This is a genomic window from Bacillus sp. AFS037270 (assembly GCF_002585305.1).
Window position 1 is genome coordinate 68,847 of record NZ_NUNF01000024.1, and the last position, 16,024, is coordinate 84,870.

The 16,024-nt window shown below is 40.6% G+C and carries 13 protein-coding genes and 1 pseudogene; 13 read left to right on the forward strand and 1 reads right to left on the reverse strand.

Going from position 1 to position 16,024, the window contains the following annotated elements; all coding sequences use genetic code 11:
• Window positions 1-7 precede the first annotated feature (7 nt).
• The 11 genes and pseudogenes from melA to COD92_RS12725 all read left to right on the forward strand — a co-directional run bounded on the left by melA (window position 8) and on the right by COD92_RS12725 (window position 11,928).
• A complete protein-coding gene (gene melA / locus COD92_RS12680; protein WP_098531787.1) occupies window positions 8-1,336 on the forward strand; it encodes an alpha-glucosidase/alpha-galactosidase in 1,329 nt (442 codons plus the stop codon).
• A gap of 257 nt (window positions 1,337-1,593) precedes the next feature.
• On the forward strand, window positions 1,594-3,522 hold the full coding sequence (locus COD92_RS12685) for a beta-L-arabinofuranosidase domain-containing protein (RefSeq protein ID WP_098531788.1): 1,929 nt from the start codon (window positions 1,594-1,596) through the stop codon (window positions 3,520-3,522).
• A 152-nt stretch (window positions 3,523-3,674) separates the two neighbouring features.
• The gene (locus tag COD92_RS12690) at window positions 3,675-4,103 is read left to right on the forward strand and encodes an RbsD/FucU family protein (protein WP_098531847.1); all 429 of its coding nucleotides are present in this window, start codon (window positions 3,675-3,677) and stop codon (window positions 4,101-4,103) included.
• Between the two features lie 101 nt (window positions 4,104-4,204).
• Window positions 4,205-6,222 (forward strand): annotated as a pseudogene (locus COD92_RS33600) (glycoside hydrolase family 95 protein); the annotation flags it as partial.
• A 54-nt stretch (window positions 6,223-6,276) separates the two neighbouring features.
• On the forward strand, window positions 6,277-6,579 hold the full coding sequence (locus COD92_RS33605; RefSeq protein ID WP_480254377.1) for a glycoside hydrolase family 95-like protein: 303 nt from the start codon (window positions 6,277-6,279) through the stop codon (window positions 6,577-6,579).
• Window positions 6,580-6,830: 251 nt separating this feature from the next.
• Window positions 6,831-7,166, forward strand: a complete 336-nt coding sequence (locus COD92_RS12700; RefSeq protein ID WP_176541294.1) for a UxaA family hydrolase — start codon at window positions 6,831-6,833, stop codon at window positions 7,164-7,166.
• On the forward strand, window positions 7,160-8,323 hold the full coding sequence (locus tag COD92_RS12705) for a UxaA family hydrolase (protein ID WP_098531789.1): 1,164 nt from the start codon (window positions 7,160-7,162) through the stop codon (window positions 8,321-8,323). The genes COD92_RS12700 and COD92_RS12705 overlap by 7 nt, the downstream gene beginning before the upstream one ends.
• Window positions 8,324-8,341: 18 nt before the next feature.
• Window positions 8,342-9,136: an SDR family NAD(P)-dependent oxidoreductase gene (locus tag COD92_RS12710; protein ID WP_098531790.1), complete on the forward strand. Its 795-nt coding sequence runs from the start codon at window positions 8,342-8,344 to the stop codon at window positions 9,134-9,136.
• A gap of 38 nt (window positions 9,137-9,174) precedes the next feature.
• A complete protein-coding gene (locus COD92_RS12715; RefSeq protein ID WP_098531791.1) occupies window positions 9,175-9,945 on the forward strand; it encodes an SDR family NAD(P)-dependent oxidoreductase in 771 nt (256 codons plus the stop codon).
• Window positions 9,946-9,991: 46 nt separating this feature from the next.
• The gene (locus COD92_RS12720) at window positions 9,992-10,927 is read left to right on the forward strand and encodes a fumarylacetoacetate hydrolase family protein (RefSeq protein WP_098531792.1); all 936 of its coding nucleotides are present in this window, start codon (window positions 9,992-9,994) and stop codon (window positions 10,925-10,927) included.
• 170 nt (window positions 10,928-11,097) lie between these two features.
• On the forward strand, window positions 11,098-11,928 hold the full coding sequence (locus tag COD92_RS12725) for an AraC family transcriptional regulator (RefSeq protein WP_176541295.1): 831 nt from the start codon (window positions 11,098-11,100) through the stop codon (window positions 11,926-11,928).
• Window positions 11,929-11,956: 28 nt separating this feature from the next.
• Here the strand turns inward: COD92_RS12725 and COD92_RS12730 are convergent, their stop codons facing one another.
• Window positions 11,957-13,372, reverse strand: coding sequence for a HEAT repeat domain-containing protein (locus tag COD92_RS12730; protein ID WP_098531794.1), 1,416 nt, complete (start codon window positions 13,370-13,372; stop codon window positions 11,957-11,959).
• A gap of 253 nt (window positions 13,373-13,625) precedes the next feature.
• Here COD92_RS12730 and COD92_RS12735 point away from each other — a divergent pair, with 253 nt between their 5' ends.
• Window positions 13,626-14,504 carry an AraC family transcriptional regulator gene (locus COD92_RS12735; RefSeq protein WP_098531795.1) on the forward strand — a complete coding sequence of 293 codons (879 nt, stop codon included), beginning with the start codon at window positions 13,626-13,628 and terminating at the stop codon, window positions 14,502-14,504.
• Window positions 14,505-14,623: 119 nt separating this feature from the next.
• Window positions 14,624-15,904 carry a glycoside hydrolase family 27 protein gene (locus COD92_RS12740; protein ID WP_098531796.1) on the forward strand — a complete coding sequence of 427 codons (1,281 nt, stop codon included), beginning with the start codon at window positions 14,624-14,626 and terminating at the stop codon, window positions 15,902-15,904.
• The last annotated feature ends 120 nt before the right edge of the window (window positions 15,905-16,024 follow it).

Sequence of the window (16,024 nt, forward strand, 5' to 3'; positions counted from 1 at the left end):
ATAAGAAATGTCTAAAATAACTTTTCTCGGTGCAGGAAGCACCGTTTTTGCCAAAAACGTCCTTGGTGATTGTATGCTTGTTCCTGCGTTGGAGGGCTTTGAGTTCGCCCTATTCGATATCGATGGACAGCGTTTAAGAGATTCCGAGAATATGTTAAGAAATTTGAAAGAAAGCTTGAATAAAAATATCCAGATTAAAGCTTATACCAATCGTAAGGAAGCTCTTAAGGACGCAAAATACGTCATTAATGCCATTCAAGTAGGCGGTTATAGGCCAAGCACGGTGATAGATTTTGAAATACCGAAAAAATACGGTTTACGGCAGACAATTGCCGATACAGTCGGCATTGGTGGAATCTTTCGTAGTCTTCGAACTATTCCAGTCATGCTTGATTTTGCAAGTGACATGGAAGAGGTATGCTCTGATGCCCTCTTCTTAAATTATACAAACCCTATGGCTGTTTTAACCGGTGTTATGAATCGTTACACCAAAATTAAAACAATCGGCTTGTGCCACAGTGTTCAAGTTTGCACTAAAGAACTATTAAAATCATTGAGCATGGATTCGGAAGGGGTTCAAGAAAAGATTGCCGGAATTAACCATATGGCCTGGCTATTAGAAGTAAAAAGAAATGGTGTGGATCTTTATCCTGAAATTAAAAGAAGGGCGAAGGAAAAGCAAAAAACACAGCATAGCGATATGGTACGATTTGAGTTAATGGATAAGTTTGGCTATTATGTAACGGAATCTTCTGAACATAACGCGGAATATCATCCATACTTTATCAAATCCAAATACCCGGAACTGATTGAGAAATATAATATTCCACTTGATGAATATCCTCGTCGTTGTGAAGCGCAAATAAAGAACTGGGAAACCATGAGAGAAGAGTTAGTAAATAATAAGAAATTGGAACATGTTCGTTCTAAAGAATATGGTTCAAGAATAATCGAGGCTGTCGAAACAAATATTCCATTCAAATTCGGCGGTAATGTCCTAAATACAGGGCGACTCATCAGCAATCTACCTGAAAAAGCTTGTGTAGAAGTTCCTTGTATTGCCGATCGAAGCGGTATCACCCCAGCGTATGTCGGAGACCTTCCAGAGCAGCTCGCCGCTTTAAACCGTACCAATATTAATACTCAGTTATTAACAATAGAAGCTGCCATTACACGGAAGCGGGAGTATATTTACCAAGCTGCCTTGCTCGATCCACATACGGCTGCGGAATTGTCAATCGACGAAATTGTATCGCTGGTTGATGATTTAATTGACGCCCATGGAGAATGGATTCCAGCATTTCAAAAGGAAGAAACGATAGGATTAACCATATAAGTTGTTAATGTAAATAGAAAAAAGGCACTTGATTATTTTCAAGTGTCTTCATTATGGACTTAAAGTACGAGATTACTCATGTGTTTTCGGATCAGAATATTCCTGTCAAAGTAGGAGCTGACCACGTTTCATGTCGTTTGGAAAAACCAAATTCTGTAGTTTGCATCCTTCTTCAAAAGGGGTTATAGACTTGTTTTGTGTACCATTTTCATAAATTGCGATGTTCATACAATCTTGATAGAGGAGGCTTTAGCCTAATGTCCACTTTATATACAGCTGGCAACATTATAGACCAGATTTTTCAACCATTGAAGCCTGGTACCACCAAGTTGCTAAGCAGTCCTTTTACGGCCCGGTTTGATTTAAACGTAAAATACCTGATGAGCTTAAGCTCGGCCAACCTGCTCAGAACGTACTATCTGGAAGCAGGGCTGTGGAGCTACAGTGGCAGCGCGAGCACATCCGTTGACCCGGATATTGTCCAGGATCTTCCATCCACATGGCACTGGGGATGGGAATCGCCAACTAGCGAGCTTCGGGGACACTTTCTTGGCCACTGGTTATCGGCAGCCGCCAATGTGTATGCGCAGACTGGGGATGAGCAGCTTCGGGCGAAAACCACTTTTATTGTGAAGGAACTCGCCCGTTGTCAAGAAGCAAATGGCGGGGAATGGATAGCGGCCTTTCCAAAAACATTCATGGATCGCATTGCAGCCGGGAGGAAGGTTTGGGCTCCCCAGTACACCATCCACAAGCTTTTTATGGGGTTGTATGATGTTTACAGGCTCATGAATTTGCAGGAAGCACTATCAATCTCCATCCGTTTTGCAGATTGGTTTCATCGTTGGACGGACTCGTTTAGCCGCGAGCAGATGGACTTTATCCTTGATTATGAGACTGGCGGAATGCTGGAGGCGTGGGCAAATCTATATAGTGAAACGGGCGATGAGAAGCACCGGGAGTTAATGTACAGGTATGACCGGCCGAGACTGTTTGATGCGCTCTTGTGTGGGGAGGATGTCCTAACCAACAAACATGCGAATACGCAAATCCCTGAAATACTGGGTGCGGCTAGAGCTTGGGAAGTGACGGGCGAAAAAAGGTGGAGAGACGTGACAATCGCCTTCTGGGAAGCGGCCGTAGAAACGCGTGGCACCTATTGTACGGGAGGATGTTCTGACGGGGAGGTTTGGACGCCACCGCAAAAGTTGGCTGCAAGACTCGGATCCGCCCAAGAACATTGTGTTGTTTACAATATGATGCGTCTGGCACTGGTGCTGTACCGCTGGACTGGAGAGGCCAAGTACGCCGATTTTTGGGAGCGGAATCTCCTGAATGGAGTATTGGCCCAACAAAACAAACAGACCGGAATGGTTTCCTACTTTTTAGAAATGGGCCCTGGTAGTACGAAAACGTGGGGAAGTGCGACGAATCATTTCTGGTGCTGTCATGGCACCCTGGTTCAGGCACATGCTTCCTATGATCACGCCATTTTCCACGAAGACCCGAGCGGTTTAGTGGTAAGCCAGTTTATACCTTCCCAAACTGCTTGGTGTTTTGGGGAAACGAATGTGCAAGTGCTGCTGTCCCAGCGTTCACAGACCGGTTCAATGGTAATGCAGACGTTTAATGATGAAGGACTCGGTTTTATCCAGCAACTTCACCTCCCGCAGATACCAACAGACAGGCCGAACCGGTACGTCTATGAGCTTCAGATAAAATGTGACCAACCAGCTGAATTTGACGTGAAACTCCGGATTCCTTGGTGGGTGATGGGACAACCTGTCATATTGGTGAACGGAGAACCGAACCCTATATCGGACCAGTCGCTGTCCTTTGTCCGAATCCGTAAGGTCTGGAATAACGACACAGTTACCATTGTATTTCCGAAGGAGGTCACGTCATTGCCATTGCCAGATCAGCCTGATACTGTGTCATTTATGGATGGGCCGACGGTATTAGCCGGTTTGGTTGATGAAGAACGATTGCTGGAGGGAGATCCGGATCGACCAGAAACCATTCTGGTTCCGCACAATGAACGGCATCACAGTTTTTGGCGGGATGGTTCATACAAAACCATCAACCAGGAGAGAAGCATCCGCTTTATTCCGCTGCCGGATGTCACGGATGAAACTTACACTATCTATTTTCCGATTCGAAAACGGAAAGATTGGAGCGAGGAGTAATTAATACTATTCTTCCATAAATGGATGTGTTGGACAGTTTTACGAAGCTAGAATGGACATAATTGGTTGGGTGGTTTAAATGTCCCGTAGTTCTCACAGATTTTAACAATAAATTTATTTATAAAAAATTATCAGAATCGAGTGTGATTATTATGCTAAAAGGAATCCCATCAATAATTTCGCCGGATTTAATGAAGGCATTAATGGAAATGGGCCACGGAGATGAGATTGTTTTGGCAGATGGCCACTACCCCGCTGCCAGCCATGCCAGACAGCTCATTCGTTGTGATGGCCATGGAATACCGGAGCTATTGGAAGCGATCCTAAAGTTTTTCCCTCTTGATATGTATGTAGACCATCCGGTTGCGTTAATGGCTGTTGTACCTGGCGATTCGGTTCAGCAAACCATTTGGGAAGAGTACGAAGGTATTGTTGAAAAACATTTGGGAAAGTCCATTCCCTTTGAATATATGGATCGGTTTGCTTTTTATGAACGGACAAAAAAGTCATTTGCCGTTGTGGCCACAAGCGAAAAAGCCCAATATGCAAATATTATTTTGAAAAAAGGGATTGCTTTATAGTTTAATAGGCAAAAGTTCAATTCATAACTGTTTTTTATCAATCATGTCATCTTCAAATACCTAGATTTCATTAATCAAATGTTAATAGGAAAGAATCAAATATGAAGCTACGATATAGTAGGCCGGCTAAATCGTGGAACGAAGCACTTCCGATTGGTAATGGACGTCTTGGTGCCATGATTTTTGGCGGAATAGAGAAGGAACATTTGCAATTAAATGAGGATACCTTATGGTCAGGAGCTCCCAAAGATTTTAATAATCCAAAGGCAAAAGAACTGCTTCCCGAGGTCCGCAGACTGATATTCGATGGGAAGTATACAGAAGCAGATAAATTATGTAGGGAGATGATGGGCCCCTACACGCAATCCTATATGCCGTTTGGCGATTTGTACCTGCAATTTAATCATGGAGAAACTGTTCATTCATTTGAGCGGAGTCTAGATTTGAAAACAGGAACCGGCCTTGTGGAATATAGGATTGGAGATGTGCACTATACACGTGAAATGTTCGCCTCCTTTCCAGATCAAATTATCGCCATTCGACTTAAGACCAGTAAACCTGGCTGCTTGAATTTTTCAGTAAGTCTGGGGAGTTCATTGAAATTTAAGACTGCTCCCGATCAAGATCAGTTTGTACTTAACGGCATCTGCCCGGAACATGTTGATCCTTCTTATTATCATACGGATCATCCTATCGTATATGGAGACCCGGAGTCGACGGATGCCATGAAATTTGAAGCGCGCGTAGGTGCAAATGCCGAAGATGGTTCAGTTCATATTGATCATAATGGCCTTCACGTAACTGCAGCCACCACCGTAACACTATATTTTAGTGCAGCGACGAGTTTTAACGGCTATGATAAATCTCCAGGCAAGGAGGGGAAAAATCCTTCTTTAGCAGCAAAGTCATTTCTGGAGGCAGCTATGTCAAAATCCTTTGAAGAATTAGAACATTCCCATATTGAAGACTATAAGTCATTATTTGAGCGTGTTGAACTGGATTTGGGACCTGCAGTTGCACCGGAAAACTTGCCAACAGATCAATGGATTTTGAAATATGGCGCAAATGATCCAAAGCTGGTGGAATTACTGTTTCATTATGGCCGCTACTTAATGATTGCAAGCTCAAGGCCAGGTTCACAGCCGGCCAATCTTCAAGGGATATGGAATCGTGAGGTTCGCCGCCTTGGAGCAGCAACTTCACGATAAATATTAATACGGAGATGAATTATTGGCCTGCAGAAACATGTAATCTTTCCGAATGCCATGAACCTCTCTTGGACTATATTGAAGAATTGGCCGAAAACGGCAAGGAGACGGCTTCTGTGAATTACAGATGCAGAGGTTGGACATCCCATCATAATGCAGATTTATGGCGTCACAGCGCTCCGGTTGGGGATTATGGACATGGAGATCCAGTATGGGCTTTCTGGCCTTTGGGAGGAGTATGGTTAACTCAGCATTTGTGGGAGCATTTTGCTTTTGGGAAGAATAATTCCTATCTTCGGGAAAAGGCCTATCCAATTATGAAAGAGGCGGCCCTTTTCTGCCTGGATTGGCTGATTGAAGATGGGAATGTAAATTTGGTTACAGCTCCCTCCACTTCGCCGGAACACAAATTTGTGACACCAGAAGGAAAGCTGGCCGCGGTCAGTATGGCAACCACAATGGACATGTCTTTGATTTGGGATTTATTCACCAATTGTATCGAGGCCTCTGAAGTATTGGAAATGGATGAAGAGTTTCGCAATGAAATAATGGCCGCACGTGAAAAATTATACCCAATGCAAATCGGCCGATATGGACAGCTTCAAGAATGGGCAAATGATTGGGAAGATGAAGATAAGAACCACCGTCATGTTTCGCATCTTTTTGGAATTTATCCTGGACGACAGCTTACCGATTCGGAAGGAAATGAATGGTTTCATGCTGCCAGGAAATCTCTTGTAAGGAGAGGAGATGACGGTACAGGATGGAGCTTGGCCTGGAAAATTTGTTTGTGGGCCCGATTTAAAGATGGTGATAAAGCTCATAAGTTAATTTCCAATCTCCTTCAGCTCGTGAACGAGGAGGATACCAACTTTCATAAGGGCGGCGTTTATGCAAATCTTTTTGATGCACATCCTCCATTTCAAATTGATGGAAATTTTGGATTTACAGCGGGACTTGCCGAAATGCTGGTACAGTCACATACCGATAAAATCCAATTGCTGCCTGCTCTACCTTCTGTCTGGTCAAATGGGTATGTTAAGGGGTTACGGGCCCGCGGAGGATTTAAAATGAATCTTAAGTGGGAAAACAATGAATTGGAGAGTGCCGAAATTTACTCCCATTTAGGTGGACCTTGCCATTTGGTGATCGGACCATCAATAGAAGTAACTGTAGATGGACAAATCATTCCTGTTGAGAAAACGGCTACTAACAGGATTTCATTCGATACACAAGCCGGCAAAAATTATACGATTAAAAGATTTTAATTTATTAAATGCATAGGAATCGCTTGAACAATTCTGAGCGTTTAAAATTAATAGGAAAGGCAAATATGATCATTTGAAAAAATGATTGTATTGCCTTTTTTGGGGGAATATTGATTATTTAAAATATTCGAAACTAATTGACTGGTTTGATTGGTAGTGTTATATTTTTGTTATCGATAACCCAATGATAAAAATGTGAATATTATTGTTTTAGTTTCATTCCAATATCAGTTAAATAATAGGGGGTAATTATGGCCGATAAAACTTTTGTCTCAAATATGGAAGGGATCGTCATGCATCCCAAAGATAATGTTGTGACCGTTCTTAGAGATATAAAAAAGGGTGAACAGATTAGCTTTCTGTTACAGACAGAAAAATACAAAATTATGTGTATACAAGATTTAAATTTTGGCCATAAAATGGCTTTTAAAACCATTCAAAATAGTGAAATCGTTTACAAGTATGGAGAGTCGATTGGAAGAGCCACTAAAGATATTTTGATTGGTGAACATGTTCATGTACATAATATTGAGGGAATTCGTGGAAGAGGCGATCAACAAAATGGCAAGGAGAATGTTCAATGGTAATGATTAGGGGTTATCGCCGTCCTGACGGTCAAGTGGGGATAAGAAATCATTTACTTTTACTACCAACAGTCATTTGTGCAAATCAAGTAGTAAACCGGATTGAACAGAAAGTCCCAGATAGTGTGGCAATACCACACCAACATGGTTGCAGTCAGGTTGGAATGGATAAAGAGCAAACACATAATGTATTAGTTGGAATGGGGAAAAATCCAAATGTTGGAGCGGTATTAATTGTAAGTTTGGGCTGTGAAGTAATGGACCCTGTTCGGATAAAAAAAGAAATAGAGGAAACGGGGAAGCCTGTTGAGTGGATTGATATCCAAGATGTGGGTGGATCGATAAAAGCAATTGAAAAGGGTACTGAAATAGCCCGGAAATTATCGATCTCCCTTCAACAAATGGAAGATGAGCCTGTTCCGTTGTCAGAACTGATTGTAGGAGTGAAATGTGGCGGATCGGACTCCACTTCAGGTCTCTGCAGTAATCCAGCACTCGGTAAAGGGGCCGACCAAATTATTGAACATGGCGGCACCATTGTGATGGGAGAAACAACCGAAATTATCGGGGCTGAACACCTTCTTGCAGAACGAGCCGTCTCAAAAGAAGTCGAAAGAAAACTCTATCATGTTATAGAACGCTTTGAAGAAGAAATTAATCGTATTGGTGAAGATATGAGAGGTGGAAATCCCAGTCCAGGGAATATTGCTGGCGGCCTATCGAGTATTGAGGAAAAGTCACTGGGCTGTATCAGTAAGGCCGGAAGCTCACCATTACTAGATGTTTTCGATTATGCTGCGCCAGTACCAAATAAAAAGGGTTTTTATTTTATGGATTCCCCAGGTAATGATATTGAACTTGTATCAGGTATGGCTGCAGCCGGAGTCCAGCTTGTATGTTTTACTACCGGACGCGGGACACCCACGGGAAACCCTATCGTACCGGTGATTAAAATTTGTGGAAATGGAACGATGGCTAAGAGAATGGCGGATAACATCGACATTGATGTAAGTTCAGTGCTTGAAGGCTCTAAAACCTTAGAAGACGCAGGAAATGAAATTTTTACGGAAATCATTGAGGTGGCCTCCGGTAAGTTAACGAAAGCTGAAATATTAGGCCATCGTGAATTTAGTATTAACCGAATTGGCATAAGTCTTTAAGAATAAGGGGGATTGGATATGGCTCGCTTAACTGGAAAAGTAGCACTTGTGACAGGAGGAAGCAGGGGGATTGGTGCAGCAATAGTCATACGTTTGGCAGAAGAAGGCGCGGATGTGGCGATTAATTATGCATCAGAAAACTCCAAAGAAAAAGCTTTAGACATTAAAAGACAAGTAGAGGAAATGGGCCAGCGGGCGATGATTGTCCAAGCGGATGTCAGCCATAAGCAACAAGTAGATGAAATGATAGATTTAGTTTCAGCGGCATTAGGCGAGATTGATATTCTTGTCAATAACGCCGGTATTGCTCCATTTGAACCATTTATGAAGTTAACAGAAGAGACTTGGGATCGAACCTATAATACAAATGTTAAATCAATATTCCTCACTTCACAGAAAGTTGCTTCGAAAATGATTGAAAGAAGATATGGGAAAATCATCAATATCACTTCAACGGCAAGTCTGGTTGTAACTAGTCCTGTTATTCCACATTATATTTCATCAAAGGCAGCAGCACACCAATTAACCAAAGCGTTAGCGATAGAATTAGGGAAATATAACATCAATGTTAATTCTATAGGACCAAGTACTGTTGATACAGACATGTGCACAGAATACTTGGCTAATCCAGCAATCTATCAAAAAGAAGTCGATGCAAATCCGATGAAGCGTTTAGGTACTGCCAGACAAATAGGTGATGCGGTTGTCTTTTTAGCGTCTGATGAAGCCGTTCAAATCAATGGACATCTTCTAATGGTAGATGGAGGATTAACCGTAAAGGCAGCACAACCCGAAGACCATATGGAGCATTAATACATTGTGTAAATCCTTTCAAATAAAGAGGTGTATAGATGAGACTAAAAAATAAAGTTTGTTTAATTACAGGGGCCGGATCAGGTATTGGAAAAGAAACCGCTCTGCTATTTGCAAAAGAAGGTGCGCATGTTGTTGTCAATGATTTCAACGAGGAATCAGGGCAAGAAACGGTTCGACAAATTTGTGAGAATAATGGGGAAGCTATTTTTATTCAAGCAGATGTTACCAATCCTGAGAATGTTAAGGCAATGGTTGACCAGGTGATTGATTATTATGGGCGAATTGACGTTTTGTTCAATAATGCTGGAATCAGCGGTGTTGGTCAGCTGCATGATATTGATTTAGAAACATGGAATAGAGTAATGAACGTAAATATCAATGGTGTATTTTTGGTGACAAAATATGTAGTGCCACACATGATGAAACAACAATCTGGCTCCATTATTAATATGTCTTCATGTATTGCAGAAATAGGACTTGCTAACAGGGCATCCTACGCAACAACAAAAGGGGCGATATTAGCACTAACAAAATCAATCCAAGTGGATTATGCAAAATATAATATCCGCGTAAATGCCCTAATGCCGGGAACCATTTTTACACCCTTTGTCGAAGATTATCTATCCAAAGATCCAAATCCTGAGGAAGCAGTCCAATCTATAAAGCGCAGGCAATTGGGAGGAGATTTAGGGAAACCGATTGATGTTGCATTTGCAGCATTATACCTAGCTTCTGAAGAGTCGAAGTTTATGATGGGAACACCATTTATGATTGACGGAGGAGTCGTTAACGGAAAGCTTGGATAACGTTTTTTACGGCCATATTATATTTTAATTGAAAGGTTGAGAAGAAATGAAACTAGTAACTTTTAAAAAAGGCAGCGAATACAAATTAGGTGTAAAAATAACGGAAGGTATTATCAATATTGAAGCCGCACAAGGTGCCAACCCGGATAGTTCAGTCCCAACAAGCATAATGGAGGTGATTCATGGAGGTACTGAATCTCTGAAAGCTTTGCAGCTTTTTTTAGAAGAAGTTAAGGATCAATCCGCTTATCTATTAAATGATAGTGAGATTACCTGGGGACCTTGTGTAACAGCGCCTAATAAAATTATATGTGTTGGTTTAAACTATCGTAAGCATGCGGATGAAACAAACGCACCTTATCCAGAGGTTCCTATTCTTTTTAACAAATTTAATAATACATTAACAGGCCATAACTGTAATATTGCCGTTCCAAAAGTCACAAATAAACTAGATTACGAAGTAGAGTTGGGCGTAGTAATTGGTAAAAGGGCAAAATACATATTACAGGAGGATGCCTTAGACTACGTTTTCGGTTACTGTACAGTCAATGACTTGTCGGCTCGTGACTTGCAGATGCGTACACCTCAATGGCTGCTTGGCAAGAGCTGTGACGACTTCAGTCCAGTAGGCCCGTACTTGGTATCAGCTGATGAAATAGACGACCCGCAAAATTTAAACTTAACAACCATTGTTAATGGAGAAATTCGTCAAAATTCTAATACCTCTGATATGATTTTTACTGTGGCTGAGATTATTAGTTATATTTCTGAACATATGACACTTGAACCAGGAGATTTGATTTTAACAGGAACCCCTGAAGGAGTTGTCTTAGGATACCCAGAGGACAAACAAAACTATCTGAAACCAGAGGATATTGTAACGGTTGAGATTGAGAAGTTAGGGGCACTTACTAATAGATTTGTTGAAGAAGTGATAGCCGCAAATCAAAAGAACCAGAAGAAAGAGACAGTAAAGGGATAATAGGATCAAGTTGTTAATTAGCTGATTAGAAATTTGAATGTAATTGAAATCGAACACCCTGAAAAGAGGAAAATATTAAAGAGTTTTATATAAGGATGATCTTCATTTTATTTAAGGGAGATCATCTTTTATTTCAGTTTTACAAAGGGTTAAATGGAGTGGTAGATAATATGACAGCAGAAAACTGCGGGTTTTTAGGAAAAAGTCTTGCTAATGTTCGACTGGATGTTTCGGCAGCTGCTTATTCGAAGGTTCCTAGATCATGGAATGAAGATAATTACACTACCGATTTTAATAAGTTATATTACGTTATAGAAGGAGAGGGATACGTCAAAGTTAATGATGAAGTGTATTATCCTAAACCGGGTGAACTTTATTTACTTCCATCGGGGTCGATTCAATCTTATGGAACAATAAGTGATAATACATTTGAGAAGTATTGGTGTCATTTCACAGCTAAAATTGGGGATATTCATTTATTTCAACTCATGAAGACGCCAGTTTTTATACAGTTACCTAAGTCTAAAATCGAAGATAAATGGCAGCAACTCATTTCAAATTGGAACAGTAATGAATTATCAAGTGATTTCAGGGTTCATTCTATAATACTAGAAATCATTGCGATTTTTATTGAAGAAAGTCAACATATTCAATTCAAAATGGACAAATCCCCCACTTTTGAAAAAATGGATACCATTCTAACCTATATAGAAGAGCATTTGGATGGAAATACAACAGTAGAGGATCTAGCACAAATAGCAAATTTCCATCCAAATTATTTTATTTCGGTTTTTAAAGAATTCACTGGTCATTCGCCAATCCAGTATATTAATAGAAGGCGTATCGAGAAAGCGAAAGAGCTGCTGGTTATTAGTGAACTTACTATTTCTACTATTTCAGATTCTTTAGGAATGGAACTTTCTTATTTTTCACGCATGTTCAAGGAATTAACTGGATTATCTCCAACTGCTTTTCGAAGTTTAGCATCTAAATCCAGTTAAAACCAACCAAAATTTAAAATTTTAAATTTTATGGATAGAATGTATTAACCGGTGTGGTGGTCGGGCACCATCGCGAGTTAAATAAGAAATTGAGTAAGGCTTTGTTGGCACTTTCTGTACCAATATACCGAAGCGCCTCAGCCGCATGAGCTCGAACGTATCTGTTTTCATCTTGTAAGGCTATCTCTAAGTGAGGAACTGCTGCGTCTGCTAGAGCACCTAACCTTGTGAGGGAAAGACCAGCCATAAAGCGTACTTGAGTGTCAGAATCTTGTAGACACTTAATTAATCCAGAGACGACCTCTTTATCAGGAATAATGATCATTCCGAGTGCTTCGGCAACCGACCTGCGGATAAGAGCAGAAGAATGATCTAATAATGGAATCAAAGCAGGAACTGCTTCTTCAGCCAAATGTCTATGTTCACTTAGTGCAAAAATAGCACGAATAACCGTTGAAGTACGGCTGCTGCTCAATGCAGAGATTAAACCTGGTATTGCATCTGAACCTGATATGGATAAGCCGTATGCCGCAAGTCTTGAGACATTACTATTATTATGATGAAGTGCCGATAACAGGGCATTCACACCTTTACTCCCATAAGAAGCAAGGTCATAAGCTGCATTCAGGGCTGTTGGTTCATACGGATGCTCTAAATCCATTAATTTTTCTTCTATTACATTAGAATCGAAAGCTCGTGTCTCGGAAATGCTTCCAAGTTTGCCTGATAACCAATTCCATGTTTCTTCCCACATCACATCATGCTGGGCAAGTAGTGTGTTTGTGGATTCGGGTAATTTCCATGAACTGTCTACATTGTTCCAGCTTGGTGATGTAGGAGCCACCGTGCGCATAAATTCAAATTTTAACATAAAACGGGGCTTACCAAGTCTATTGGGAGTTGCTCTATGCCAAATATCATAATGAATTAATGCAAATGTTCCTGCTTGGCCACTCGCTAATATCTCCTGGTCCAATTCGTCTCCTTCAAAAACTCGAGTATCATAATTTTGTGTTCCAGGTAAAATTCCTGTCGGTCCTAATTCAGCAGGTGTATCCTGAGGAAAGTACATAATCATTGCCCACCATGGATGGTGATTGCGCATCCGATTATATCCCCAGTAGCTATCTTTATGCCAATCACCTGCTGTTTCTGATGCGTTATAATGTCCATGTCTATGGGCATGCAGCATATAATCTGGTCCAAGTACGCTTGTGAGGGCTCCAGTAATGATAGGATGTTCAAATACTCTTTGCAGCTCTGTTACTCTAGGTAATATGTTGTTTCCCGGATTACCTTCCTCATTGTAAACATTTAATAGCTGCTCGTTTAACCTTTGATGAAACTCCTCAGTAAAATCAGTATTTAATAGGAGAAATCCCTCTGTAATAAACTTCCTCATCTGCTCGTCTGTTAATAAAAGTGGTTCGTTTTGTCCTGTCATTTTTATAGCCTCCTTTTAACATCAGATTAAATCTACAAAATTATTATAAAATCAGGCTATAAGAAAGAACATAGAGATTATTCATCTGGATATAGACAATACTAAGGTTTTTATAGCACTTTATTAATTAATAAACCGCGTCTTACAAATATTCAAACTATATTGACTACTAAAAGACGCGTTGTTATATTTTTGATACTGATAAATTAAAATGATTGATTTCAAAACCATTACTTTTTTCAAGGGGTTCTTTATGTCTAATAAATATGGGGTATATGGCTTTCGTTTCTTAGATACTCTAAATAGTTCCTTCTACCAGCTATTTGCTGTTGGTTATCAGAATATAACTGACTCTTCGTATGATTGGGATGGTTTAAAACGAAAAGACGGCCCGCTTCTTTTGTTCCAATATACCATTTCAGGATTTGGAAATATTGAGATAGATGGTGAGGTTCATCGGGTCGATGCAGGATCGGCGTTTATGGTAGAAATCCCAAGTAATCACCGATATTATTTACCAGCTAACAGTGAAAACTGGGAATTTTATTTTATTTTATTAAGACCTATAAATATACAAAAAGAATGGACAGAACTTATCAAGTTAATCGGCAAGGTTCCCAAGATTCCAGAGGACAGCCCGCCTATTATTTTTTTGAAAAGTGCCTATTTCGCCGCAAGCAAGAATCAGATAACCGATGGTTTTCGTGCTTCTTCTATTGTTTATCAATTTATTATGGAGCTGTTCCGGTATAGTACAGCCTATAAAAAGGAAAAAGAAATCTGGCCTGAAAAAGTAGTTCAAGCCGTCCGTTTTTTAGAAGAAGATTACGTTTCCCTGCAAAGTCTTGAGGAACTGGCAAATAGAGTAGAACTGTCCAAATATCATTTTACCCGTCTTTTTAAAAAAACAACTGGACTGTCACCTATGGAGTATTTAACAAAAGTCCGGATGGAAAAGGCGGTCAAGCTCCTACGTAATACGAATTTAACTATAGAAGAGATTGCAAGAAAAATCGGATATTCCAATGGCAGCTACTTTATTAAGGTATTCCGTGAGTGGATTGGTTTTTCCCCAGGGGAGTTTCGCCTAGGCAAAGATCTGGCTTACTTAAATGAGCTCAGGTTTGATTGAAGTGGTGAAATGGGAGCAATATTTTACAATAAAGGGCAAAATGTTATCGTAGATGTAGATGTCACAATTCCTTATTATTAATTTAAGGAGCAATAAATTAATAGAAAGGGAATGAGAAGATGAGACATCATACATTTGCAAAAACTCCTCCATTAGGCTGGAACAGCTGGGATTGCTATGGAGCCGCGGTAAGGGAAGAGGAAGTAAAGGGAAATGCTGATTATATGGCAGAGTTTCTAAAACCATATGGTTGGGAATATGTCGTTGTTGATATTCAATGGTATGAACCAGGGGCAAATTCCTCCATTTATCGTCCATTTGTTCCGCTGGAAATGGATGAATATTCACGGTTAATTCCTGCAGCCAATCGGTTTCCTTCTGCTGCCGACGGTAATGGCTTTAAAGCCTTAGCCGAATATGTACATAACCTTGGTTTAAAATTTGGGATTCACATTATGCGTGGGATTCCGCGTCAGGCTGTCCATGGCAATACACCAATACTAGGGACCAAGGCTAGAGCAAGAGATATTGCTCATCCAAATTCGATTTGTCCATGGAATACGGATATGTACGGGGTGGATGCCGGGAAAGTTGGGGCACAGGAATATTATAATTCTTTGTTTCAAATGTATGCTGAATGGGGAGTAGATTTTGTAAAAGTGGATGATATCGCTGCATCACGGCTGTATGACACCCATTTAGATGAAATCAGATTGATTAGTAAGGCAATTGAAAACTGTGGGAGAGATATGGTGCTTAGCCTGTCCCCAGGCCCAGCTCCATTGGAGTATGCGGTAGACCTAAAAGAAAATGCCAATATGTGGAGAATGACGGATGATTTCTGGGATCACTGGAATCTCTTATATGGCATGTTTGAGCGATGTGAAAAGTGGAACGAATATACGGGGGCAGGCCATTGGCCAGACTGTGACATGCTTCCATTAGGGCATATTGGCATCCGTTCCGTTGATGGAGGCGGTGCAGACCGCTGGACCCGATTCACAAAAGACGAACAAGTTACGATGATGACCCTTTGGTCTATTTTCCGTTCACCGCTTATGTTTGGCGGAGAGCTAAGGGATAATGATGAATGGACCCTTGCATTGCTTACAAATAAGGAAGTACTTGAATTAAATCAGAATAGCCACAGCAATCGCCTAGTCTATCGTAAGGATGATAAAATCGTCTGGACGGCAAAGGATCAGGAGAATAATACTTATGCAGCGTTGTTTAATGCAACAGATGTTGCAGCTGAAGTTGAGGTTACATTAGAACAATTGGGGCTTTCCGCTAAGAAAAGAGCTAGAAATGTGTGGAGCCAAGAAGAGCTTGGAGAGATTACAGATGGAATTATACAAACGCTGCCACCGCACGGCTCCATCCTAATAAAGTTATATTAATAATTTTCAAGAGCTAACCTAGTGAAATAAGAAATATATAAACACCATTTTAGGCTGTCATCATCCCAAATTCTTTGGAGAAAGGTAGCCTAATTTTTTGTATCTTTCCAGAATAATCAT

Coding starts and splice junctions, on each gene's coding strand:
- melA (WP_098531787.1), top strand. CDS start 8: ATGTCTAAAATAACTTTTCTCGGTGCAGGAAGCACCGTTTTTGCCAAA.
- COD92_RS12685 (WP_098531788.1), top strand. CDS start 1,594: ATGTCCACTTTATATACAGCTGGCAACATTATAGACCAGATTTTTCAA.
- COD92_RS12690 (WP_098531847.1), top strand. CDS start 3,675: ATGCTAAAAGGAATCCCATCAATAATTTCGCCGGATTTAATGAAGGCA.
- COD92_RS33605 (WP_480254377.1), top strand. CDS start 6,277: ATGCTGGTACAGTCACATACCGATAAAATCCAATTGCTGCCTGCTCTA.
- COD92_RS12700 (WP_176541294.1), top strand. CDS start 6,831: ATGGCCGATAAAACTTTTGTCTCAAATATGGAAGGGATCGTCATGCAT.
- COD92_RS12705 (WP_098531789.1), top strand. CDS start 7,160: ATGGTAATGATTAGGGGTTATCGCCGTCCTGACGGTCAAGTGGGGATA.
- COD92_RS12710 (WP_098531790.1), top strand. CDS start 8,342: ATGGCTCGCTTAACTGGAAAAGTAGCACTTGTGACAGGAGGAAGCAGG.
- COD92_RS12715 (WP_098531791.1), top strand. CDS start 9,175: ATGAGACTAAAAAATAAAGTTTGTTTAATTACAGGGGCCGGATCAGGT.
- COD92_RS12720 (WP_098531792.1), top strand. CDS start 9,992: ATGAAACTAGTAACTTTTAAAAAAGGCAGCGAATACAAATTAGGTGTA.
- COD92_RS12725 (WP_176541295.1), top strand. CDS start 11,098: ATGACAGCAGAAAACTGCGGGTTTTTAGGAAAAAGTCTTGCTAATGTT.
- COD92_RS12730 (WP_098531794.1), bottom strand. CDS start 13,372: ATGACAGGACAAAACGAACCACTTTTATTAACAGACGAGCAGATGAGG.
- COD92_RS12735 (WP_098531795.1), top strand. CDS start 13,626: ATGTCTAATAAATATGGGGTATATGGCTTTCGTTTCTTAGATACTCTA.
- COD92_RS12740 (WP_098531796.1), top strand. CDS start 14,624: ATGAGACATCATACATTTGCAAAAACTCCTCCATTAGGCTGGAACAGC.